This is a genomic window from Flavobacterium koreense, from assembly GCF_054776075.1.
The window spans coordinates 495080-519372 of sequence record NZ_BAAHCF010000029.1 but is presented as its reverse complement, the minus strand read 5'-3'; the positions used below and the strand labels follow the sequence as shown (position 1 = coordinate 519372).

Annotated in this window: 26 protein-coding genes; 14 read left to right on the top strand and 12 right to left on the bottom strand. The window is 31.5% G+C overall.

Annotated elements, in window-relative coordinates; translation table 11 throughout:
- Positions 1 to 14: 14 nt before the first annotated feature.
- Positions 15 to 1007 (bottom strand): nucleotidyl transferase AbiEii/AbiGii toxin family protein, encoded by a 993-nt coding sequence (locus ACYU7A_RS10685; RefSeq protein ID WP_460576451.1) that lies wholly within the window; start codon positions 1005 to 1007, stop codon positions 15 to 17.
- A complete protein-coding gene (locus tag ACYU7A_RS10680) occupies positions 1007 to 1735 on the bottom strand; it encodes a DUF6088 family protein (RefSeq protein ID WP_460576449.1) in 729 nt (242 codons plus the stop codon). The genes ACYU7A_RS10685 and ACYU7A_RS10680 overlap by 1 nt, the downstream gene beginning before the upstream one ends.
- A 280-nt stretch (positions 1736 to 2015) precedes the next feature.
- On the opposite strand from ACYU7A_RS10680, the gene ACYU7A_RS10675 reads away from it, so the two are divergent.
- The 5 genes from ACYU7A_RS10675 to ACYU7A_RS10655 all read left to right on the top strand — a co-directional run bounded on the left by ACYU7A_RS10675 (position 2016) and on the right by ACYU7A_RS10655 (position 6574).
- Positions 2016 to 2900: a DUF488 domain-containing protein gene (locus ACYU7A_RS10675; RefSeq protein WP_460576447.1), complete on the top strand. Its 885-nt coding sequence runs from the start codon at positions 2016 to 2018 to the stop codon at positions 2898 to 2900.
- 2 nt (positions 2901 to 2902) lie between these two features.
- Positions 2903 to 3742: a hypothetical protein gene (locus ACYU7A_RS10670; protein WP_460576445.1), complete on the top strand. Its 840-nt coding sequence runs from the start codon at positions 2903 to 2905 to the stop codon at positions 3740 to 3742.
- A gap of 2 nt (positions 3743 to 3744) precedes the next feature.
- Positions 3745 to 4551 carry an HNH endonuclease gene (locus ACYU7A_RS10665; RefSeq protein ID WP_460576443.1) on the top strand — a complete coding sequence of 269 codons (807 nt, stop codon included), beginning with the start codon at positions 3745 to 3747 and terminating at the stop codon, positions 4549 to 4551.
- Positions 4552 to 5941: 1390 nt separating this feature from the next.
- Complete coding sequence (locus tag ACYU7A_RS10660) at positions 5942 to 6364, top strand: DUF6943 family protein (RefSeq protein WP_460576441.1); 423 nt, start codon at positions 5942 to 5944, stop codon at positions 6362 to 6364.
- Positions 6365 to 6394: 30 nt separating this feature from the next.
- Complete coding sequence (locus ACYU7A_RS10655; RefSeq protein ID WP_460576439.1) at positions 6395 to 6574, top strand: hypothetical protein; 180 nt, start codon at positions 6395 to 6397, stop codon at positions 6572 to 6574.
- 74 nt (positions 6575 to 6648) lie between these two features.
- Here the strand turns inward: ACYU7A_RS10655 and ACYU7A_RS10650 are convergent, their stop codons facing one another.
- From ACYU7A_RS10650 to ACYU7A_RS10630, 5 genes are read right to left on the bottom strand one after another with little or no spacing between them, the layout of a single operon-like run.
- Positions 6649 to 6825: a hypothetical protein gene (locus tag ACYU7A_RS10650; RefSeq protein WP_460576437.1), complete on the bottom strand. Its 177-nt coding sequence runs from the start codon at positions 6823 to 6825 to the stop codon at positions 6649 to 6651.
- Positions 6826 to 6829: 4 nt separating this feature from the next.
- On the bottom strand, positions 6830 to 7039 hold the full coding sequence (locus tag ACYU7A_RS10645; RefSeq protein WP_460576435.1) for a hypothetical protein: 210 nt from the start codon (positions 7037 to 7039) through the stop codon (positions 6830 to 6832).
- A 2-nt stretch (positions 7040 to 7041) separates the two neighbouring features.
- Entirely contained in the window at positions 7042 to 7533 is a 492-nt protein-coding gene (locus ACYU7A_RS10640; RefSeq protein WP_460576433.1) for a hypothetical protein, read from the bottom strand.
- Between the two features lie 5 nt (positions 7534 to 7538).
- Positions 7539 to 7934 (bottom strand): DUF5675 family protein, encoded by a 396-nt coding sequence (locus ACYU7A_RS10635; protein WP_460576431.1) that lies wholly within the window; start codon positions 7932 to 7934, stop codon positions 7539 to 7541.
- Positions 7934 to 8692 (bottom strand): hypothetical protein, encoded by a 759-nt coding sequence (locus ACYU7A_RS10630; RefSeq protein WP_460576429.1) that lies wholly within the window; start codon positions 8690 to 8692, stop codon positions 7934 to 7936. Before ACYU7A_RS10630 ends, ACYU7A_RS10635 begins: the two co-directional genes overlap by 1 nt.
- Before the next feature lie 981 nt (positions 8693 to 9673).
- Between ACYU7A_RS10630 and ACYU7A_RS10625 the strand changes: the two genes are divergently transcribed.
- The 6 genes from ACYU7A_RS10625 (at position 9674) to ACYU7A_RS10600 (ending at position 13635) form a co-directional block, all read left to right on the top strand.
- Positions 9674 to 10894: a tyrosine-type recombinase/integrase gene (locus ACYU7A_RS10625; RefSeq protein WP_460576428.1), complete on the top strand. Its 1221-nt coding sequence runs from the start codon at positions 9674 to 9676 to the stop codon at positions 10892 to 10894.
- Between the two features lie 50 nt (positions 10895 to 10944).
- Positions 10945 to 11910, top strand: coding sequence for a hypothetical protein (locus ACYU7A_RS10620; RefSeq protein ID WP_460576426.1), 966 nt, complete (start codon positions 10945 to 10947; stop codon positions 11908 to 11910).
- Positions 11911 to 11994: 84 nt separating this feature from the next.
- Positions 11995 to 12288, top strand: coding sequence for a helix-turn-helix domain-containing protein (locus tag ACYU7A_RS10615; protein ID WP_460576424.1), 294 nt, complete (start codon positions 11995 to 11997; stop codon positions 12286 to 12288).
- Between the two features lie 2 nt (positions 12289 to 12290).
- The gene (locus ACYU7A_RS10610; RefSeq protein ID WP_460576422.1) at positions 12291 to 12662 is read left to right on the top strand and encodes a hypothetical protein; all 372 of its coding nucleotides are present in this window, start codon (positions 12291 to 12293) and stop codon (positions 12660 to 12662) included.
- Positions 12646 to 12834: a hypothetical protein gene (locus tag ACYU7A_RS10605; protein WP_460576420.1), complete on the top strand. Its 189-nt coding sequence runs from the start codon at positions 12646 to 12648 to the stop codon at positions 12832 to 12834. The genes ACYU7A_RS10610 and ACYU7A_RS10605 overlap by 17 nt, the downstream gene beginning before the upstream one ends.
- A gap of 162 nt (positions 12835 to 12996) precedes the next feature.
- On the top strand, positions 12997 to 13635 hold the full coding sequence (locus ACYU7A_RS10600) for an SOS response-associated peptidase (RefSeq protein ID WP_460576418.1): 639 nt from the start codon (positions 12997 to 12999) through the stop codon (positions 13633 to 13635).
- Positions 13636 to 13771: 136 nt separating this feature from the next.
- On the opposite strand, the gene ACYU7A_RS10595 is transcribed toward ACYU7A_RS10600, so the two are convergent.
- From ACYU7A_RS10595 to ACYU7A_RS10575, 5 genes are all read right to left on the bottom strand, one after another.
- Positions 13772 to 14851: a protein kinase domain-containing protein gene (locus tag ACYU7A_RS10595; protein ID WP_460576416.1), complete on the bottom strand. Its 1080-nt coding sequence runs from the start codon at positions 14849 to 14851 to the stop codon at positions 13772 to 13774.
- A 173-nt stretch (positions 14852 to 15024) separates the two neighbouring features.
- Positions 15025 to 15825: a hypothetical protein gene (locus ACYU7A_RS10590; RefSeq protein WP_460576414.1), complete on the bottom strand. Its 801-nt coding sequence runs from the start codon at positions 15823 to 15825 to the stop codon at positions 15025 to 15027.
- Between the two features lie 167 nt (positions 15826 to 15992).
- Positions 15993 to 16190, bottom strand: coding sequence for a hypothetical protein (locus ACYU7A_RS10585; RefSeq protein WP_460576412.1), 198 nt, complete (start codon positions 16188 to 16190; stop codon positions 15993 to 15995).
- Between the two features lie 69 nt (positions 16191 to 16259).
- On the bottom strand, positions 16260 to 17471 hold the full coding sequence (locus tag ACYU7A_RS10580) for a hypothetical protein (RefSeq protein ID WP_460576410.1): 1212 nt from the start codon (positions 17469 to 17471) through the stop codon (positions 16260 to 16262).
- Between the two features lie 201 nt (positions 17472 to 17672).
- A complete protein-coding gene (locus tag ACYU7A_RS10575) occupies positions 17673 to 18440 on the bottom strand; it encodes an XRE family transcriptional regulator (RefSeq protein ID WP_460576408.1) in 768 nt (255 codons plus the stop codon).
- Positions 18441 to 18537: 97 nt separating this feature from the next.
- On the opposite strand from ACYU7A_RS10575, the gene dinB reads away from it, so the two are divergent.
- The 3 genes from dinB to ACYU7A_RS10560 are packed head-to-tail and all read left to right on the top strand — an operon-like array spanning position 18538 to position 24165.
- Positions 18538 to 19689: a DNA polymerase IV gene (gene dinB / locus ACYU7A_RS10570; RefSeq protein ID WP_460576406.1), complete on the top strand. Its 1152-nt coding sequence runs from the start codon at positions 18538 to 18540 to the stop codon at positions 19687 to 19689.
- A complete protein-coding gene (locus tag ACYU7A_RS10565; RefSeq protein WP_460576404.1) occupies positions 19690 to 22743 on the top strand; it encodes a DNA polymerase III subunit alpha in 3054 nt (1017 codons plus the stop codon).
- Between the two features lie 45 nt (positions 22744 to 22788).
- Positions 22789 to 24165 (top strand): exonuclease domain-containing protein, encoded by a 1377-nt coding sequence (locus tag ACYU7A_RS10560; protein WP_460576402.1) that lies wholly within the window; start codon positions 22789 to 22791, stop codon positions 24163 to 24165.
- The last annotated feature ends 128 nt before the right edge of the window (positions 24166 to 24293 follow it).

Genomic DNA, 24293 nt, shown 5'->3' with positions numbered 1-24293 from the left:
TAATACTAAATAATTCATTCCTTAACATCCCACTCAATGTCTTCTATTCGTTTAGAAAGAAATACTAAAGTTTCAAAAGCCTCGTTTTCTGCTGGTGGCTTTGTTTTACCAATAAGGAGTTCATTGAATTTTGAGCCAGAGTAAACCTTTTTCAAAGTATTCCAAACCATTTCAGTTTCACTAAAAATTAGGGCATTCTTTGGATGGTTGTAAAGCCAATTTTTATCGTTAGGTATTGCTTTGTCATCATCTTTGGCAACTTGTAATAACATACTGTCAAATAAATCTGAATTAACAAAGTCCTTGATGCTATCAAGCTTCATTAACAGAGTTAAATCATAAGTATGACGAACTTTATTAGATAAATCTTCAAGTGGGTTTTTAGTATAAGAAAATCGAACCAAACTAATTATCTTCTCACAAAAAGTGCGTTCAACAGCTAATGCTTTAACTTCAAAATCTTCTAATCCAAATTGAGTAATTAATTCAATAGTCGGAGTTGTTTTGATATAATCGGCAATCAATGTTCGAATTTGTTTGACATGATTGGGTTCAGTATTACCCATATGAGAAACTTCCAATGCAATATTTTCTCTCACTTCTCCATAGGTTCCTTTTACACCAACTTTTGGAAAGGAGTAAATAATTTTTCTAATACTACCTTTTTTATTAGTATTTGGATCATCTGGTACAACCTCAAGAAGAGAATTATCAATTACATTGGTAACACTCTTTAATCTTTCTCTTAAAGCATTTCCGCTATCTCCTTCATTTTTTACAACAACAATATCAATGTCTTCAGAAAATCGTTGAATAACATTATAACATTTTGATAATGAAGTACCACCTTTAAAAACAATCAAATCTTTTACATCCGAATGAAAAAGTTGATGCAAAGCATAAGTAACCCAATAATCTTTTTCAATAAAAATCTCAGGAATTTCAAAATAGTCAGCAGCAGCTACGATAGCACCTTCAAAATTGTCTTTATCTAAATGTAAATTCATTATACTATATTCCAGGAGTTAACAGTCGAAAGCATTTTTGGAGTAATTCCATAGTCATAACTACTCGAAGGATTTATCGATTTTTTCAATAAAGAAAGGTTGGCTGTGTCAACATTCATTGCTTCCAAAAGAGCACCAAGCAAAGCTCTAACTTTTGGCGGATAAGCAACTCCATAAGTTACCAGTTTTTTTATTTCAGTCGTATCAAAATTATAAATAGTCTTTTTTAAATAAACAAGCCCATCATTTTTTTGCAAGTCAGGAATAGTATTCAAATCTTTAATGACATCCAATAACTCTAAATATTTAATAGTATCAGCAGTTACTTTCACATAACTCTTCGCTGGCTTAATTACAACATTACCTACTTTACCTTTAACTTGTTTGTCCAAGGATGCTACTCGTATAGAACTAGGAACTTGTGTAGTTAAACCCAATCTATTATACAATCTCGTTCCGGTAATATAGGCAACTTGTTTGTTTTTCTCAAACAAATAAAGCGAAAGCAAAACATCTTCTCTAGGCTTTTGTTCACCAAATACGGAAACTTTAGGTTTATAATAATAACCTTTTCTAGCTCTTTTAATAACTCCTTTATCAACTAATCTACTTAATGCTTTAGAACCAGCAATAATTTCATCTGAAGTTAATCCAAGAGTATCATATCCGAATACATCACCTGTATCTATTCGATTTATTTTAGCTACTATTTTATCTGTTACTTTCATACTCAGCAACAAAGATAACTATTTTATTTTAAATGTCAAGTTTTTTCTATACTTTACCTGACTTATTATCTACATTACAATCTATATAATAATCATTAATTGCACCTTTACAACTATCTATACATTCATTATCTCATTCACCTGCACAAAAACCGTCTTTAGTCCAAGTATTCCTAAAGCCAGTTCTTTGTTTGCTTCATTTCGCTAATTTTTTCTTTAGTAATAAGAATATTAATTCTTTTTCATTTAATACAAAATTTGATTTATATACATTTGCAAAATGTTTTATAGAAGAAAAATTATATTAGCTTTAATACAAATGTTGGGTGGAGAATTAGAAAAAATTCGCATCCAAAAATTGTTGTTTTTATACAGTCAAAAAAAGAAAAACCCAGAATATGAGTTTATACCTTATAAATTTGGTTGTTATTCCTTCTCTGCAAAAGCCGATTTAAAGACAATGGTAAAAAATGGTAGTTTATTAGAAAACGAAAACTATTTTATCAAAAATAATCAGGATGATTTTGTAAAGTCGTTGAAAGTTGAAGACAAGAAAATAATTACTGAAGTAGTGCAACTATATGGGAATATGAATAGTAATAGTCTTATTAAGCATACCTATATTAATTTTCCATATTATGCCATTAATAGTACAATTGCTGATAAAGTCTTAGACGAAAAACAACTTGAAAAAGTAATTAGTTCAAAAAAAGAAGGTAATGAAACGATACTATTTACAATAGGCTACGAAGGAGTTTCATTGGAAAAATACTTAAATAAACTAGTTAGTAATGATGTCAAACTTTTAGTTGATGTTAGAAAGAACTCTTTGAGTATGAAGTTTGGTTTTAGTAAAAGTTTGTTAAAAAAATATTGCGAAAGTTTAGGCATTGAATACATACATATACCAGAAGTTGGTATCAATTCAGACCAACGCCAAGAATTAAATACGCAACAAGATTATGATGCACTATTTGAAGTGTATAAAAAAACAACACTAAAAGAAACAGATAATTATCAAGCTAAAATAATTGAACTACTTGCAAAATACAAAAGAATAGCTCTAACCTGTTTTGAAGCAGATATTTGTCAATGCCACAGAAAACCATTAGCAGAAGCTATTGCAAAAAATCCTATATTTGAATATGAAGTAAAACATATCTAAATATGGCTAAAACAAGAGTACTAATTACCGTTAAAACCTATCCTACTATTTCCGGCAAATATGATGAATTAGTTTGCACAGCAGGATTTCGAGAAGATGGCTCTTGGATTAGAATATATCCTATTCCTTTTAGAAAAAAATCATACGAGGAACAATACAGTAAATATGATTGGATAGAAATAGATTTGGTTAAAAATGAAAGTGACTTTCGTTTTGAGAGTTACAGACCTTATTCTATTGATAGTGAAATAGCTATTTTAGGTCATTTAGATACAGGTAAAGACAGGTCTTGGTCAGAACGTAAACAAATAGTCCTAAAAAATGTTTACACCAATATGGCTAAATTGATTGAAGAAGCCAAAAATAAAGAAATCAGAACTTCATTAGCTGTGTTCAAACCAACAAAAATTCTTGACTTTTATGCTGAACCAGCCGAAAGAGAATGGAATAAGAAAAAGATTGACCAATTAAAAGCAAATAGAGATCAAACAAATATGTTCGAATACGAACATCCAGAAAATCCTTTTGAGGTTGTAAACAAATTGCCTTATACTTTTAAATTTAAATTTGAAGATGAAAATGGTAAACTAAGCAATATGATGATAGAAGATTGGGAAACAGGTCAATTATTTTGGAAGTGCTTAGCCAAACACGAAGGTAATGAAGCTAAAGCTATTCAAGATGTTAAAAATAAGTATTTTGAAGATTTTGCAAAAACAAAAGACTTGCATTTCTATTTAGGAACATCTGCTTTATTTCACTACACTTCGCACAATCCATTTATGATTATTGGAACTTTTCAACCTAAAATTGAAACTCAATATAGCTTAGATTTATTTTAATTATGATATGTCTTTTTTGTAAAGAAAATTCAACTAATTCCATAAGTGTGGAACATATCATACCCGAAAGCTTGGGAAATAAGGAACATATTTTACCAAAAGGCATTGTATGTGATAAATGCAATCAATACTTTGCTATAAAATTAGAGAAACCTTTACTGGAAAAACCATACTTTAGAAATGCTAGAAGCAGAAATATCGTTGAAAGTAAAAAAAACAATATACCATTGGGAGATGGTTTTGTTTTTGGAAGAAATATGGATAAAGTACAATTCGGCTTTGAGGATGGAAGAAATTTTGTTGTCTTTGAAAATGAAGAAGTTTTATCTAAAGTTCTATCAAAAGGGAAAGGCAGTTTTATTATTCAAATGAATGATGAACCCGAAAAAGATGATTTAATAATATCGCGATTTTTAGCTAAGTGTGCACTAGAATTTTTAGCCACCTATATAAAAGATGATTTTTGGTTAGAGGAAATAATAAACAAAAAGGAATTAGATCAATTAAGAAATTATGCCCGTTATGGTAGTGGTAAATTTTGGAAATATAGTCAAAGAAGAATTTACGATGAAGAAGATAGGTTTACAGATCATATTTATCATCCTGAACCATATGAAATACTACATGAAATCGAATTTTTATATCTTGAGTGCCAAGTTATGTATTTCGTAATCGTAATTTTTGGAATTGAATATGTTATTAATCTCGGTAGTTCAGAACTAGAATTATATTTCGATTGGCTAAAAAAGAATAATTATGTTTCTCCAGTTAGAAGACCATCTGAAAAAATAATAAAGCGAAATCCTTAGTTTAGATTAACGAGAACGTACTTTTTCGTTTAGCGGTAAATTGTCGTTTTTGGCTTTCAGTTGCCACTCCTTCCCAACGCTCAAAAAAAAATTACTGTCATGGTTATTGGTACAATAACACGTACGCTTCGCAACTCATGCCAGTAATTTTTTTTCCCAAAGCTTCTTTACATAATGTGGCATTATAGTGCATAAAGAACTACCCTACTCCTAATGAAAATCACGGATGCACTATAATAACATTATGTAAAAAAGCCGCCACACCCAACGCGCTTGCCAGTGGCTCCAGGGCAACATTTTTTGCAGCTCCAATCGCATCACCCAGCTACAAAAAACACCACCCTTCGCCACTGTCTTTAACAACGTTCGCCATTTCTTAGGAAACTATACGGTTATCATTGCTTTTAAAAACGTTCACGTTAACTGTTTTATCAGCTTTGTGGTTAAATCGGTAGTGTTTTCATTGCTTTCGTAAGTTCAAAAAATGGCTTAGATATTTAGTGTTTTGCCGATGGTTAAAGCCATTTTTAGAACCCACAAAACCAAAAGAGCCAGCAAGAGTATCATTTTTATTTGCCACAACGCAAAGAAGAAATTGCTTTCACGATAGCTGATACCATACATCTTCGAAACCAACAATTTTAAACTTTTAAACCTTAAACTTTTAAACAACTATTTGGTATCAGCTATCCATAAAAGCAATCAGAAGCATCCCATTAAGCAAATAAAAAATAATACCCTTGCCCTGAGCTACTGCCAATCCACTAGGTAAGTTAATGCATTGTTTTTTGAAGATGCTTCCCATTTTCAGAACAACCTCATTTATAATTCATAATTCTCCATTCATAATTACGTTCAGGCATCCTCAAAAATCAAAAAGTAAGAGAAAGAGTGTAAAATTTCAGTGCCAGATGAAAAGCATTTTCATTATTTGATTTGGATTTTTCATCCGTCCCTCAAAATTTCACACCCTTTCCTAAGACGACCATCTTCCACTTCAACTCTCATTCCTTCAGATTTAATCCGATTAAACAACAACATTTGGTTTGGATATTCAAAATAAAAAATAAAAAAAAGAGAGCAAAAGTAAGTTCCTGGTTTACAAAAAAGCAAGTTCAAGCCCTACGGGTTTTAAAAAAAATCTCCACCTATATCGTTTCGCAAAACATTCCACTTTGATTTTGAAACCTCGATTTCCGATGATGTATCAGGTAGTATTTTTTTAAAAAAACTTGCTTTTTTGAAACCCTCCACTAGACGAATGGCTTTCTTTTTTTTCTTTTTTTTTCTTTTGAAATAATTTAATGGGCGGAGCGGAGCGAGGCACACCTACATTCATAAGAAACTCAACAGGAAATAGAAGAAATGTTAATCTTTTAAATCCAAAGCCATGATGAATTTTATCGTTAAAACACACAAGAGAGGAACCACTTATAGCAAACCTTGCTTTTTCATTTTAAATAAAGGAATGAACAGCGGAAAGCCTCAAAATGAACCTTACGCAAATAGTTTTGTAGTAATCTTTGACAACAATGAAGATTCCGAAAATATCTATTGGATTGCCTACAGCTTATGGAAAACTAAATTTTGGCACCAACATTTGGTTGGCTCTGTTATTTCGTTTTTACGCCTTCCTGATTTTAAAAAAGAATTCTTTCCTAAAACAAAAGTACTAATGGAAGAATATGAAGCTCATGTTAAACATGTTGCTGCTTTAAAATTATTAGAGTTAAAAGAAAAACAATTTCATGAAAACATCAATTTAATCAACGATATGCGAAGAGTTATTGTGCATCGCTATAGTAATCGATAAACTAATTTTTAATCCTTAAAATCAATTAATATGAGTGTATTTTTATTATTCCAAACTGATTGTTGGAAGTCAAAAGCATCAAGAGTTTTCTTTGGTGCTTTTGATAGTAGAACAAAAGCATTAGATTATGCAAAATACAACGATTTGTACTGGTATAATTACAAAGTTGTAGTTGTTGAGGTAGTACTTAATCAATTCGGAGAAGTTTAAAATCAAAAAAGCCAGGTCTTTCGACTTGGCTTTCATTTTGTTTAACCCAAAGGTCTCCACAACTAGGGCTAAACTTATTTTTTGTGCTTCTTATTTAGGCTTTTAAGCAGTAACGAAATCGTAAAACTTACTATTGCCCCAACAGCAGCTAAAATAATAGTTTTTACAATGTCTTCCGACTCAAGATTCGGTACAATACTTAAAAAAGTGCCTCCAACAGTTCCTATTAAAGTAGGATTATTTGATGGCATTATTTTATTTATCAGTTGTGGTCAGTTGACTAACTGCAGAAATAACACCTCCTGCTACTGCTACATACCCTCCAATTGTGGTCACAATTATAGGTAAACTTACTGGAGCAGTTACCAATGTTCCTCCTACTGTAGCTAACACCAAACCAATATTCCGAAGCACTTTAAAAAACTTTGGTGTGGGTGCCGTTAGACGTCCAATTACTTTTTTCATAATTAGGTGGATAGTTTAAATTCTCCTGAAGGCACTTTTACTCCTCCAATGGGCAAATCAATCAAAGTAAGATTTAGTAATCCACCATCAGAACTTCTACCTCCAATGTCAGATACCTCATTTAGGTAAAAAGCAATTTCACCAAAAGGTCTATTTCCAACAATTTCAAACTTGAAAACATTATTCAATTCGCCAGTTGTCGATTTTCCTCCGATATCCTTATTTGAATTCAAACAGAAAGCAAACTCTCCAACGGGTCTGTTTCCTCCAATATCATCAACAGCTTTATACAATGACGGTTCTTGAGATTTACCACCGATATCATCAACCACTTTAAAATTTGTAGTTGTTATCGTTGGCATTTGTGAAGTACCTCCTCCAATTGGATTAGATACAAAATAGGCAACTCCTAATGTCGCCAAACAAACAAGCATCAACATTGAGATGCCTTTTAAAATTACTTTTGGTGCAAAAGCGCTATTCAAATTTTTCATGATAATTAAGATTTAATAATTAATAAAACTGTTTCTGTGCTATCCAAAGCACGATAAACCAAGTCTTTTAACTTGGAAAATGCTAGTCGAGATTTTAAACCTAATCCTGGTCCACTAATCTTCGTTACTGGCGCAATACATCCATTCAATTCTTTCAAAGCATTATTAGCAGGATGAAATAGAATCAAGCTTCTATCTTTTACATCAATCACTTCCAAATGCCATTGAAACTTTCTGCTGTATCGTTTTTTAATAAAATATTTCCCTTCCGGAATGCAGGAAACCTTCGTTTCGTTCATCTTCCATGGCAATTCAATAGTATTACTAATCAATTTGCCTTCGCATTCGAGTTTACCATTAGTTCCATCAGGGAAATAAGTTCTAGTGAGTACTAAAATCACTACACACCACCATCAACTTTCACCACAGACAATGGATTAAAAGCTCCATTTTTCAATGGATACATTTGACCATTAACCTCTTGATAAAACTCAACACCTAAAGCCAAAAACAAAGGTTTTGTGCTTGCTGGCGTAACTGCATTTACTTGGCTTATAGCTGCTGTAGCAACTGAATTCCAAGGTAAAATAGCAGTTTCAGAATGAGTTTCGATAAAAGTCTCAGCTTCAAAATCAATTTCAGCTCCAGCCGAAATGATTTTAAAATGAGTTGTCCCACTTGGTGCAGCAATCATGTTAGCAGGAATAAACGAAGCTAAATCAACGGTAATTTCACCTGCAACTCTGTCAATATTTGCAACAAAAGGAGCAAACAAACTTGTTCCTAACTTACCACGAATATTGAATTCAAAGCCAACAAGCAAATCGACTTCACCATCAATTACATTTCGCAAACCTCTAACGCTAACCATATCCGCTTGGATAACCTTCACCATAGCTTGTGTCAAACGGCTCACCATTCTACCATCGGCAGAATTCAAAAGCAAAGCTCTCAAAGCTGTTCTTAAAACCTTTCCGGCTTTTCCAGCTCTACCAAACTCGGAACCATTCTCACGAGTTCTCTGAAACGCAGGATCACTCGCGATTCTATTAGCGTCAATTCCGCCTTTTTCTCTTGCTAAGTGCCCATCTTGCGTTTTGTAAAAGGTAATATCTCCGATAGTACCTTTCAATTTAATTATGCCTTTCTGTCTAGCCATAACTTCAAAATTTTGTTAAACATTCATCTAAAATCTCTTTCATTCTTTCAATCAGTTGCAACAATGTTTCGAATGATTAAAACAAAGTTTACAAAGCATTTAACTAAAGAAAAAGTAACAAGTGTACCATATGTCCAAAATCGACACAAGTGTCCTAAATGAACATAAAAACACAATAAATAAGTATGAAAAATTATAGCTAAATTGCAAAAGATTTTCTGCACGTCAGAAGTATAGCATAGCTATATCAAAGGTATAGATAAAGTATGAAATTGAATAATCAGAGGGTATGCATCTATCCAAAGGACATACAACGAATAACAGGCAAGAGTTATCGTCAAAGTACTAGATTAATGCAAAAGATAAAAAAAGACCTCAACAAGCTCGAAAATGAGTTTCTTACGATTGAAGAGTTCTGTACATATAGTGGCATAAAATATGAACAAGTAACTCACTTGATTTTTGGTTAAAATTGGAAAATACTTCAGATAGATTTTAATCAAGATATACACAATCAAATACTTGAATAACTTGTTCAATTTTTAGTAATGTTTCTCAAACTTTTATTTGTTATATCATTGCAAATGAGTATATTTACAACTCACAAATGAAATGAATTATTTACGATTAAAAAGGGGGTAAAATCGGTTACCCAAATAAAAATTCAATTGTAACGAGCTGTTATAGAATACGTTGAAATAGGTAGTCAAATCCCTCTTTCTCCGCTGAAAGAAGTTTCAAAAGAAACTTAAAATTTCAAAACCCTTTAAACATCAGTGTTTAGAGGGTTTTTTGATTTTAGCCTGTGTGTCAAAACACACATATTAAGTCAAATGTTAGTGCACCTATCAGTGCACCTATGAAATTAGAAAATTATAGGTGCACTAAATTAGGAGAATTCCCTAACGATTCCCTTTGTTTTCAATGCTTATAACGTTTTTTATAGTCACTTTGTGAACGTTAATTTAAAACTAAAAAGCAATGCTAAAAATCATTTTTTACATCAAATCAGAGAAAACCAATTTATGTGGCGAAAGCCCTATTTACGCTAGGATTACCCTAGGTAAGGAAACCATCACAATGAGCACCGGAAAATCAATTGCTGTTGAACGATGGAAATTTACCAACAAACTAAGGAATGTTACTAAACTTGAAAAAGAAAAAGTAATCAAAAAAAGTCTTGAATTATTTGAACTAAACATTGAAAAGAAATACAATAGTCTAATTAATGTATCAGATGATATTTCATTGGCTTTGTTAAAAAATGAAATTTTAGGTGTTCACGAACAACCCAAGGAAGTATTACTTTTAGATATCTTTGAAAAACACAACATCGATTTTGCTAAAAAAGTTGCAAGTGGAGAACGATCAGCAGCATCACTTCAAAAATACAATCGCTCGGCAGATTTAATTAAAAACTTCATTAAAAAAACTTATAATGCCAATAACATCGAAGTAGATAAAATTAATAGTGCGTTTATCTACAATTTAGAAACCTATTTGAAATATGAAAGTGAATTTAAAGGCATTGTAGGTATTAAAAATAATTCTGTGGTAAAGTATTTCAAAAACTTTAAAACAATCTGCTATTACGGTATAAAAATGAATTTAATTGATAAAAATCCATTCAATACTTATAATGGTAAACTAAAAATTAAAGATGCCACATTTTTAACCCTAGAAGAATTAAATAGTATTGAAAATAAAATCTTTCAAGTAGAACGTTTAGAAAAAGTAAAAAACATGTTTCTATTTAGTTGTTACACTGGATATGCACCAGTTGATGCTTGTAACCTTACATCTGCAAATTTAATTCAAGATAACAACGGTTTATTTTGGATTAAAACCGACAGAGCAAAAACAGGTATTAGAGCCAATGTTCCTGTCTTACCTCCTACTCAAAGAATTATTGATAAATACAAAGACTCAGAAGCAGGATTAATTCCAAAAATATCCAATCAAAAAATGAATGCCTATCTGAAAGAGATTGCTGACTTGTGCGGTATTGAAAAAAAATTAACCTGGTACGTTGCAAGGCACACTTTTGCTACAACGGTTACTCTTGGTAATGGTATAAAAATTGAAAATGTTTCAGCAATGATGGGACATACTAACATAAAACAAACACAGCATTACGCTAAAGTATTAGATTCTAGCGTAATGGATGACATGAGTAAACTAATGCAAAAATTAAAAACTTGACATTGAGATTTTAATATATTATTTTTATAAAAAAATAAAAACAGTATATCATGAAACTATATAAAAAAGAATTTGAAGATGCATTAGAGGATTTTTTGACACTTAATGTCAAATTCCACAAAAAACACGAACAATATTTATTTCAAGAAAATTGGGTATCACAACCCAATGATTCTTTTTATAAGGATAAGATCATTACAATAAAAAAGCTCCTAATAAACCATCTTAATAATGGTTTAGAAAATAAATCTTATTTATCAATTATACGTGATAAAATAAGAAACGCTATGGCGAAATTTTATAATGAAGATTATAGTGACTTTTCATTTTTTGAAAAAACAAATACTTTGATTAGAACTACCGATAACGAATTGCTCTTACCTCCTGTCGAGGAATTTGATTATGATTATTTTTTAAAACAAACATATATTGAAAAATACAAAGAGGATGATTTTGCGCAATTAGATGAAGATATTTTATACTATCACCATTTTTTAAAAAAGAATTTTGACAGTTCTAAAACAACTAAAATTCAATTTGAAAGAACTAAATTAATGTATGCAATTGTTTGCTATCAAGATATTATATATGATTTTCTTAACTATATTGAATATATATATTTCAACTATGAATATATTAATTTTGTCAAAAATGAAGAGGTCAAAAATGAAGAGGTCAAAGATGAAGATACAATTACGGAAGAAGAAATAGAATCTTACATGAATGAGAATAAATGCAAGTTAAACATTAACAAAAAAACATTTGCTAAGTTTATTAATATCTTAATGATGGATGGAGTCGTGTATTTTGATTCCTCTGATGCTGCAAATAATAAGATTTTGATTCAAAAATTCTTTGAAAAGAATTTCTCATATAAAGGCTCCGATGGAAATCAAAAAGAAATTAAGTCTTTGAACAAAGAATTTGCTATGAACCATTTTGAAATTAAAGATAATCGTAATGCATTTCTTGAAAAATTAATTTCAGAAATTAACGACAAAAAGAGCGCTAATTAAGATTCCCTAGCGATTCCCTTAATTTATTTGACTTCTTAGTGGTTTGTATATAATTTTGATATTTAATCCCAAAATTAAAGCCCCATGAATTCAAATGAAGAAATCGTAATCCCTACTGTTGGAAGCATCAAAAAGCTTCTAGAACCAATTTATGCCAGACTTGAAAATATTGATTCATCAATTAAAAATCAAGTTCCTGGCAAATCGGAACGCAAACAATACTACAGAAACCAAGATTTAAAAACAATCTTTGGACTCTCTAACAATACCATAATAAAATATCGTGAAACAGGAATATTGCCTTACACTAAATTAGGCGATATTTTTTTGTATGAAATAAAATCAATTGATAAAATTTTAACCTCAAATCAAGTGTAATCATGGAGCCAGAAAAAAGAAAAGATCCATTAACTGGAGAGGAATTCGTGCCAAAAAAGATATCGCAACGATTTGCATCATCAGAGAACCGAGTTAAATTCAATAATCGAAAAGCAAATGAAGAAAGAAAAGAAACAGCTGACATTGATAAGCCGCTGCATTTAAATCGTAAAATTTTGAAGCAATTAATGGGTGATGAAAAGGAAAAAACCTTTCATAAAGAATTTTTATTAGGAAAAGGAATTGACTTTAGATTAGCAACAAATGCGGTAATAATTGATAAGATTGTTAGATACGGTATTTACAAATTCATTTACATATTTAATGATCAAAACGTAACAATAATAAATAACAGCGATGGAAGATTTAAGTAAATTAGCACAAGTTCCAGCTAAACTAAATTTTGAAGCGCTACAGAAGCAAAATTTGGAGTTGAAAAGTGGCAACACTATTTTGGTTACAACCGTACTTTTAATTGGTGTTTCGGTAATAGTTTTTATTATTATCCAAAGGATGAATGAAGAAAAGGAGAAAGACAAATTATAGTTATTTAAACAAATAATTATAACCCTTTTTTATTAGTTGCATAACTTTATAGTTATTCAATCAAATAATTATAAAAGTAGTTTTAAGATTAAGTTGCAATTGATTAAAGTAACTTTATTTGAAAAAACGGTACACTTTTCATTATTTTTACTAAAAAAAAGTATGTGCTATTATACTCAACAAGGAAAGACAGCTGGAGAATTAACCGATTATTTGGGTCGCAATATCGATGACCATGAAAATGTTTTCCCATCCGATTTTATAAATGGTTTTAGCCATCCAAATTTACCAATCCTATTAGATAGTAAACCCGATATCATAACCACCAATTACACTTGGGGTTTGCTTCCAACAAATAGAGATAAAGATTTTAGAAGAAGTACGCTCAATGCCAGAGTTGAAACACTGGAAGATAAACCATCTTTTGCTCCTTCAATAAACAACCGTTGTTTAGTTTTAGTCACAGCTTATTATGATTGGCATTGGAACGATCCATCTGGGAAATCAAAAACTAAGTATCAGATAAATTCTCAAATTGATGAAGTGTTTTTTCTTGCAGGAATTTACAACAGTTGGCAGGATAAAGCAGGTCAGATTTGGAATACCTACAGTATTGTAACTACAGAAGCCAATCAAATGATGAAGTACATACACAATCGAAAAGAAGCCGATGACGACCAAAGAATGCCTATCGTCATAAAAAACACCGATGAAAAAGCGTGGCTAGATTCCAAAAACCAACCTTTAGATTTTGCATTTCCGAATTATCAACCTAATATTATTGGTTTTCAAAAAGTTTAGGTGTTGATTTTCTGTTATTTCCTGCAATTGTTAATCTATTTTAGGAAGAGAGGAATGTTTAATTTTTGGCTTAAAAATTTTTGTAATCAATAAAAGTTTGTTTTTAAGCACAGTTCTATTTTAGTAGCTGGCATTACTAACTATTTTTAAAATTATGTTTTAGTTCATTAAACTTTGCAGATACGTATGGCCACGAATCTTCAATAGGAGTTTTCGTGGATTGTTCTTCAAAATGAGTTAAAAGAAATTTTATTTGTATAAAACTTTGTTCGCTTTCGGATTTGATAAGTTCTAGCAAAAAGTCCATTATTTCTTCTATGCTCGGTCTATCTGAAGAGTTTACAGATAGCATTTTCGCAATAAAAGATATTACATTAGGTTCAATAATAATTGGACAAGGATTGATAATTGCACCATTATTAATCCAATTTTCCCATGACTCTCTTCTTGTATATTTTTTACTATTTCCATGTTTTGGTTCAGGCCAATGATCGTTGAGTAATATTCCAATCGGATGATATCCATTGGTTATCAATTCATAAAATATAACACCTAAAGCAAATACATCTGCCGCATTGCTTAATGGTTCTCTTTTCCATTGTTCAGGAGCCATATAAGGGCGTGAACCATCAAAAACATTATAGTCAATGGAAGCGTTCGCTAAACCGAAATCAGCAATAACTGCAAAGTGATATATATCTAGTTTTGGTAGATTAGTAAAATTTTTATAATTATCTTTTACTAATATATTTGCAGGTTTTAAGTCTTGATGGGCAATCAAACCTCTTTCATAGCAATGCTTTAATCCTGCACAGATATAGAGAGTAAAAGATAACTTGGTGATATTGCTAAGTTCATTTTCTAAGATAAATCTCCCCAAATCACCGTTCCAATATCTAAATGAAGCAGATGGAACATTCTCTATTGTATTGAAATCAAACGCCCAATTAACAAAAGTACTGTGATAAAAGGATAGTTGTAGTTCTAATTCTCTAATAAAACGATTTGCAATTTCTTCATAAGTTACAACTCCTAAAGGTTTCGGTACTTTAACGCAGGAGTAACGAGGAAATGTATTTTGACCTTGATCAAATACAAAAATTTCACCACACATACCGCTCATAATTGAAATACATTTTCCTCTATTCCCAAGTTTGCTTTCTAAGATAATCTTTTTAAAATCCGAAGTTTCAGAGTAGAAGTCAATTTCGTCCATTGTTTAGTGTTGGTTTTTTTTATATGCTTACTGCTAACGTTTCTTTGCTAGAGCTTGTGGCGGCTTATGGAAATCTTTTTTTTCATAAGCGACCAAGCGAAGTTATGAAAAGTAAACGAACAATTTACCGAAAAACTAGCCATAAGTTTTAGCAAGTGTTATATGCCTTTAAGTTAGATCTTTGATGCAGATAAAAAATTAAATTTTGAATCTCGATAATCAATTTCATATTTTAAAATTGCTCTGTCTTGATGTATTTTACCTCTTTTATAGAACTTTTCGTCATCGTGTTTTATACTTAACTCTTTTATTTGTCCCGATTTATTTAATACTATTCCTTGACATGGTGGTGCACTGCAATTTGGCTCATTGGAGTTAAGATACATAAGAAAAAGTGTGAAATGTTTTGTAGCTGGACTAAGGTGTGAACCTAAACTTTCTATGTTGTCAATTATAAATTTTTCAAAAGGTTTACCGTCCATTCCATCGGTAGTAACGGCAATTTTTTCCATTATATCACAATCTACTTTTTGTACAGTTTTAGTTCCTGCGCTGATAAAAAATTTTAGTGAACCGAAAACATTTTCAAATGAGGTGTTGCAAACAATTGTTGTATTGTAAGTAAAATTATTTTGATTGAATTTTGAGGTGTTAATCTGTACAATTTTATAGATTTCGTCAATTTTGTTGGCCAAACTCGTGGCGTTCAAAACTGCATGATTAACTGCACAATCATCTAAACTTCTCCGCACGATCTTTTTTCCAATATTATACATTCCGGCAATGCCCATTACTACTGATGAATTATCATCATGAAATATTTTTTGTTGATTTTGGTAATCTCTGTATTTTTCTCCATCGTATAGAGATAAAAGACTGTCAGAAATCATATAGATGTTTTCTAAATTTTTAAATTTTAGATGCTCTACATTATGCTTATTTGTAAAAGTGCAAAATACTGAAATTGCTGTCATGAGTTCGTTCTTAATAGAATATAACGTGTCGCGGCTTCAAGAAGTGGCGATGAACCAAGACCAAGCCTTTACAAATATAACCAAAACTTTAAATAAAAAACCTTTCCAATTTCTGATAAATCCAGAGCCTCGCCATTTCTTGAAACCGCCGTTATGGCAGTTTTTTTTTATTCCATTAGTGTTTTTGTTATCCAAATTCTTATTTCTTTATTTGGACAAGGATATTTTACAGAATTTATATTTATCCTGTTTTTAGAAATTCTTGTAATTAATTCTAACTCTCTTTTAACGTCCGCTATCCAACAAGTTTTAATTGTTTTATTGAATTCATTTTTAAATAATGTTTGAATTGTTTTGTATGTCATATTTAATGGGTTGATTTATAACATAATATACAACTTTAATTTCAAAAAAACAAATAAAACGGATATTAATTATTCGTCATTTTTTGTGTTTTTATTTATTTTATAGAGTTGATAGGTTTGAATGCCATTTAAAAGATTGTTAATATTTAGTTTAGAATTTATTTCTAATAAGTGTTTGCTAACAGAAATATTTAAATTGTCAAAAGATGATTGAGTTGTATATGATAAGTTTTGTATTTCATGTACGAGTTTAGTTTCCATTTTATCAATAGAATTTATAACTTCATCTAACTTTTTATCAATATTATTAAGTTTATTATATATTTCATTTTCCCAATTAGAGTTAAAAATATTCAGTTTATCAAATTTTTCATAGATTTCAAAAAACACAATCATATTGTCATCAATTAAGGCAGTTAGCATATTAATTGAATTGAATAATAATAATTCATAGGTAAATATTTGATTTTTGATTAATCCTTTTCTTTCTTCAATTTGGAAATCAGTTTTTAATTCTTTTAAAGAATTGAAAATCATTTGAATATTATTTTTCTTTGTGTTTAGATACGAGGATATTTTAATAAATTGCTGAACGTAGTTTCTATCTTTTAAAATTATTTTTTCTTGATTTTGTTCTAAAATCTTAATTAACTCATTTTCAAACAAATCAATTTCAGAATCGTTATTTTCATCTAACTCTTTAATGCAAGTTTCGTAGGTTGTATTTCTTCTTGTTTTTATTTCTTCAATTGTATCTTTAATTAAGTCTGAATATATTTTTTTAATATGGTTGTAGATTTTTTTGTCACAATCGCTTAAAATTTCAAGATTTGATATGTTTTTTCTATAACTTAAATGTTCATCAATTTTTACAGTACATTTTATTTTGTTTCTATTAAAAAAGATTAATTCAGGTTTGAGTTTTTCAATTTCATATTTTAATGTACTCAAATGAAAACATTCATCGTTCAACTTTTCCTTTCCAATTCTGAACTTTAAAGATTTAGAAATATAAAAAGGAAGATATAAATGTGGATAATTAATTATTCCACTAATATCATAATCAGTAGACTTAAATTCTTTTTGTAAAAGACTTTTAAATTCGTCTAAATTATTTATTTTGATTAAAAGTTTTTCTTCTTCAGAAAATTTATCAATTTTCTCTTTTATTAATAAATTGGTATTGTATGATAAATTGTTGATTTCAAGTTTTTTTTCTTCAAAATCTTCAAAGTATAAAACATCAACATTTGATAATTTATTTAGAATTGAATTTTCCATTTATTTTCGTCTCGTTTTTTTTTAAACTTGCCCGTAACTTATAAGTATACACAACTTATTAAAGCTATTAATTTTTAAATTGCTTATTTTCAATATTTTGATGACGGCAATTTATAAATATGCAATGGGTATATCTATGTAAATCAAATGTAAAAAATAATTTAATCTAAACTATCTAGTGGACTTATAATTTTTCTTATTTTAAGTATTAATCTTAGCTTTAACCTCTCGCAACTCTTGACGCATTTCCATCATTAAGGAAGTTAAGTTGTCTGTTGAAAAATCAGACTTGCGGTCTGTACGACCTATGTTGCATTCATATTCCCAAATCTCTAAAATATCGGATGCTTTTACTTCATAGGGTTCGTAAAAAGTATTATCAGAGTTCAGCATCAAAGAGTTTTTACCGTTCTTATTTAATCGTTTATAAATGATACCATTATCTTTAGTGATTACTATATATGTTTTTCCATCTAGTATATCACCAAGTTTTTCAATATAGCGACCAATAATAATCGAACCATCTTCGTGTGGTGGCATGGAATCGCCTTCTACTGGGAAACCTCTATGCTTTCCTGGTCCAAGAAAAGGAAGTGAAATCTGTTGTAATGATTCAATATATTCAGGGTCAGAATAACCATTTAAGTAGCCAGCTTTGGCTTTTTGAGTTACTACTTCAATTAAATTATTGCCGTTTGCATCTACAGTTATAGGAAGTAATAATCTGTTGTCATCCAATTTCAATAAATCTCCCATTGGTATTTTTCTTACGTCCACAGAAAGTAATAAATCAATACTCATTGAAAAGTATCTTGATAAGGCTAGGAGTGTTTCTGGTGGCGGAAAGTTTTTTCCATCTTCGTATTTTGCATATCTAGGTCTAGGAATTCCAATAGAATCAGCAACAACTTGTTGTGATACATCTTTCTTTATGCGAAGGTATTTTATGTTTTCTGAATATAATGACATAAGTTAATGTGCGTATTTATCACAACAAATATAAAAATAATTGTGCGTATTCATCCTAATTTTGTAAAATAATTTTTAACTTAATTACAATATTATAATGACTAGGGCAATTGTACACATGGATATGGATACCTTCTTTGTGTCTTGTGAACGACTCACAAACAGTTCGTTAAACGGAATTCCGCTAATTATTGGTGGTGGCGACCGTGGTGTTGTAGCTTCATGTTCTTACGAAGCTAGGAAGTTTGGTGTTCGTTCAGCAATGCCCATTCGAATGGCACTTAAATTATGTCCGCAAGCCAAAATAATTCGTGGTGATATGGATTTGTATTCCAAATTATCAGCTAATGTTACTCAAGTTATTGAAGAAAAAGCACCTATTGTTGAGAAAGCTAGTATTGACGAACATTATCTTGATATTACTGGAATGGATAAGTTTTATGGATGCTATAAATGGACAGAAGAGCTGGCTCTAAAAGTCATGAAAGAAGTTGGCTTGCCCATAAGTTTTGCACTTTCAGTAAATAAAACGGTTTGCAAAATTGCCACTGGTGAAGGCAAACCAAGAGGTAATTTAGAAATAACGGAAAATAATGTACGTCCTTTTTTAAATCCATTGTCGATACAAAAGATACCTATGGTTGGTGAAGTTACTTTTCAATTATTAACTCGAATTGGAATTAGAAACATTCAAACCTTATCTGAAATGCCTCCTGAAATCCTTCAACAAATGATTGGAAAAAATGGGGTGGAGTTGTGGAGGAAAGCCAACGGAATCGATAACAGTCCTGTTGAACCCTACAAGGAACGAAAATCACTATCTACGGAGCAAACCTTTATTCAAGATACCATTGATATTCCGGTAATGAAATCGATTCTTATTGGTATGGTTGAGAAGTTAGCTTTTCAATTGCGATCAGAACAATGGTTAACATCAACGGTTGTAGTTAAAATTAAATATGCCAATTTCGATACGCAAACTAAACAAGTTGGAGTTTCTTATACTTCAGCTGATCATGTTTTAATAAAATCTGTGATTGAATTATTTGATAAATTATACGACAGAAGAATGCGTCTGAGAATGATTGGTATTTCATTTAAAGGATTAGTTCGAGGCACGTATCAAATTGATTTATTTGAAGATACCGTCGAAATGCTTTCCTTGTATGAAGCCTTAGACAAAATGAAAAAACGCTTCGGATTTGATGCTGTCGGAAGAGCCGATACCATCCTTAAAAACAATTTATAAATGTACCTCAACTGCCATTCTTATCACAGCCTTCGCTACGGAACCATTCCGTTAGAGGATTTAATTGCACAAGCCGTGGAATTGAATATTTCGGCTATGGCATTAACTGATATTAATACGGTTACAGGAATTTATGAGTTTATAAAGGAGTGCAAAAATGTAAATATTAAACCTTTAGTAGGAATTGAATTCAGAGACAATAACCAACTGAAATACATCGGATTAGCTACAGACTTTAAAGGTGTTGGCGAAATGAATCGGTTTCGAACCAAACACAATTTTGAGCAAACATTTCTTCCACTAAAAGCACCCAATTTTGAAAATGTAATTTGTATTTATCCGATAGATAACATTCCCGAAACACTATCTGAAAATGAATTCATCGGCATAACTTCGGAGCAATTAATCAAGCTGTATGATGCGCAATTAAAAGCTAATATTTCCAAAATGGTCATGCTACAACCAGTGACTTTTAGAACTAAAAAGGAATTTAATTTGCATAAAATTCTACGTGCCATTGACAACAATATCCTACTTTCAAAATTAACCGAAAGTGATTATTGCAGTACATCAGAAGTAATGATTCCAGAAAAAGAACTATTAAAAAAGTTTAGCGATTACCCAGAAATTATTGAAAACACTTTAAAAGTCATCGATAAATGCAACGTCGAATTTGAATTTGAAACTCCAAGAAATAAAAAATTCTACACCAATAGCGAAGAAAGTGATATCGCGCTGTTGACCAATTTGGCAAAGCAAGGTTTAAAATGGCGTTATGGCGATTACAATAGTCAAGCGCTACAACGTGTGGAGAAGGAATTAAAAGTCATTAACGAATTAAAATTTAGTGGCTATTTTTTGATGACTTGGGATATCATCAGGTACAGCAACAGTTGTGGATTTCTGCACATTGGTCGTGGAAGTGGCGCCAATAGCATTGTGAGTTATTGTCTTGGTATAACCGACATTTGTCCCATCGAACTCGATTTATATTTCGAACGATTCTTAAATGTCAACCGAAAAAGCCCACCCGATTTTGATATTGATTGGTCATGGAAAGAACGCGATACTATTCTAGAATATATTTTTAACCGATATGGAGCCGAACATGTAGCTTTTTGTGGAACCAACGTTGAATTCAAATACCGTTCGATATTTCGGGAAGTAGGCAAAGTATTCGGATTACCAAAAGAGGAATTGGATGTTTTAGCAAAGAATCCGATGAGTTTGCATGATGGCAATAAAATTGTAAAACTGGTTCAAGAATACGGAATGCTACTCGAAAAATACCCCAACCAACGAAGTATGCATTCCTGCGGCATTATAATTTCTGAAGAACCTATTACTAACTTTTCGGTGTTAGAAATGCCTCCAAAAGGATTTCCAATTGTACTGTTTGACATGCATGTAGCAGAAGATATCGGATTTGAAAAATTTGATATTTTAAGTCAGCGTGGCATCGGTCACATTGATGATACCGTGAAACTCATTGAAAAAAATCGAGGTATAAAAGTCAACATTAGAGATTCTTCCATTTCCAAAAATGAAGCCTTAGCCAATAGTTATTTGAGCATCGGAAAAACCATTGGTTGTTTCTACATTGAAAGTCCTGCCATGCGTGGATTATTAAGACGATTGAAATGCAATGATTACATCACTTTGGTTGCTGCTTCGTCCATTATTCGTCCTGGTGTAGCACAATCGGGCATGATGAAAGAATATATTTTCAGACACAATAATCCTGACAAATTTGAATATTTCCATGATGTTTTTAAAGAGCAATTGGGCGAAACCTACGGCATTATGGTGTATCAAGAAGATGTGATAAAAATAGCCTTGCATTATGGTGGTTTGCCTGCAGCCGATGGCGATATTTTACGCCGTGCAATGAGTGGAAAAGGTCGTTCGAAAGCAGCTTTGCAAAAAGTAAAAGATCATTTTTTCGAAAGTTGTAAAGCCAAAGGTCATCCCGAGAAATTGAGTGCCGAAATTTATAGACAAATTGAATCTTTTGCAGGCTATTCCTTTTGTAAAGCACACTCGGCTTCGTATGCTGTAGAGAGTTATCAGAGTTTGTATTTGAAGGTGTATTATCCTGTCGAATTTATGGTAGCCGTAATCAATAATCAAGGCGGATTTTATCGCACCGAAGTCTATATCCACGAAGCTAAAATGTCAGGTGGAAATATCAATAATCCGTGTGTTAACAACAGCAATTTTGAAACTACTTTGTATGGAATTGAAATCTATTTGGGTTTCATGCATTTGGAAGGATTAGAATCTAGAATTGCCCAATTTATTGTAAAAGAACGCGAAACCAATGGAACTTATTTGTCCTTAGAAGATTTTATAAATCGGGTTCCTATTGGTATTGAAAGTATTCAAACCCTTATCTTTATTGGTGCGTTCCGATTTACAGAACAATCCAAAAATCAATTATTGGTAAAGGCTCGATTGATCATGGTCAATTTCAAACCCGAAGATAGAAGTTGGACGTTACTGCAACAACCGATTAAAGAATATACTTTACCCGTTTTGCAACGTTCCGATTATGAAGATGCCTTTGATGAAATTGAATTACTCGGATTTCCAGTGTCGTGTTCGCCTTTTGATTTGCTTCAAACCAAATTCAGAGGCGATGTTTTGGCAAAAGATTTATTAAAGTATCACAAAAAAACCATTCGGATGTTGGCTTATTTAATTTCAAGAAAGCAAGTACCTACAAAAATGGGTACAATGTATTTTGGTACTTGGATTGATGCAGAAGGTGCTTTTTTCGATACAGCGCATTTTGCTGATTGTTTAAAAAAATATCCGTTTCAAGGTGGCGGATGCTATTTGTTATTAGGTCAGGTGGAAGTAGATTTTCATTTTCCTACGATAACCATTACCAAAATGGCTAAAATGCCTTTTATTGCCGATCCAAGGTATTCCAATTCTACGGATAGAGAATTTAAAACGCAGCAAAATTTGAAAGAAGATGTTAGTAGTACACAACGCCAACCTTATCCGCAAGAACATGAGATTAATTTGCCTAGACTAAGAATGAATTAGAGTTCAAAATCATACTATAATAAAGAGAGTAACGTTAGACAAGCAATGAAGAAACAAGAATACGCAATAGTAGATATCGAAACCACTGGAGGAAATGCCAGTGGCAGTCGCATTACAGAAATTGCAATCATCATTCATGACGGAAAAAAGATAGTAGAACGTTGGGAAACCTTAGTCAATCCACAGAAAGAAATTCCACCTGCTATTTTTGCCCTCACTGGAATTACTAACGAAATGGTTAGCACTGCTCCCATCTTCGATTTAATTTCCGATAAAGTTTTGGAATTACTAAAAGACCGCGTTTTTGTAGCACACAACGTAAATTTTGATTACTCGTTTATTAGAAACGAACTAGAATTGGCTGGGTTCAAATGGACCGCAAGAAAGTTGTGTACCGTTCGTGCTGCCAGAAAAATCAAACCAGGATTACCTTCTTACAGTTTGGGTAGATTATGTAATTCTTTAGACATTCCGTTAGAAAACGCGCACCGTGCTGGCGGTGATGCCAATGCAACAGCCATTTTATTCAGTAGATTGTTGGAATGGGACGACGCTAAGGTTATCGAAACAATGATCAAAAAAACGGCAACCGACCAGCGTTTGCCACCACACTTACCTCCTACCGACTTTGATGCTTTACCCGAAAAAACAGGCGTCTATTATTTTTATGATCAATACAAAAAAGTAATCTACGTTGGCAAGGCAGTAAACATAAAAAAGAGAGTTGCCTCGCATTTTAGCGGACACAACATCAATTCGCAACGACAAAATTTTCTAAGAGACATTCACGGAATTTCATTTGAAGTTTGCGCCACCGAACTAATAGCATTACTACTCGAATGCACCGAAATAAAAAAGCTTTGGCCTACTTACAACAGAGCCTTAAAACGATTTGAGTTCAACTACGGACTTTACGAATACGAAGCTCGAAGTGGTTACCGCTATTTGGCCGTTGGCAAGCTCAGCAAAGGACAATCGTGCATTGAATCGTTCAATAGTTTGCATACTGCCATAAATGTATTAATGCAACTAAAAGACCAATTTACTATTGACCACCGCTTTTGCAACTTCGGAATTCCAGAACTACCTCAAGCCAATAAAAATGAATTAGAAATTTTACCAGATTTGGATTCTCATAATGAACAAATAGAAAAGGCACTTAACCATCTAGTTTCAAAAAGAGAAAGTTTTGCCATAATTGATAAAGGAAGAACCCAAGAGGAAAAGAGTATTGTCTATGTTGAAAACGGTCACTTTTATGGAATGGGCTATTTGAGTTCCGACATCACTATCAATGAAATAACGGAATTAAAAGAACACGTTACACGATATGCAAGTAATCAATACATCATGCAATTGATTTATAGTTATTCAGAGAAATATTTATATAAAGTGAAAAAGCAGGAAGCGCTTTTTGTATGAAATATTGATAATACAATTCAACTCAAAACTATGTAACAAAAAAATCTAAATTTGTAAATAAAAATCTCAAAATTTCAGAAATTAAAAATAACTAGTAGTAACAAATTTATACGGATTTATACTCATTT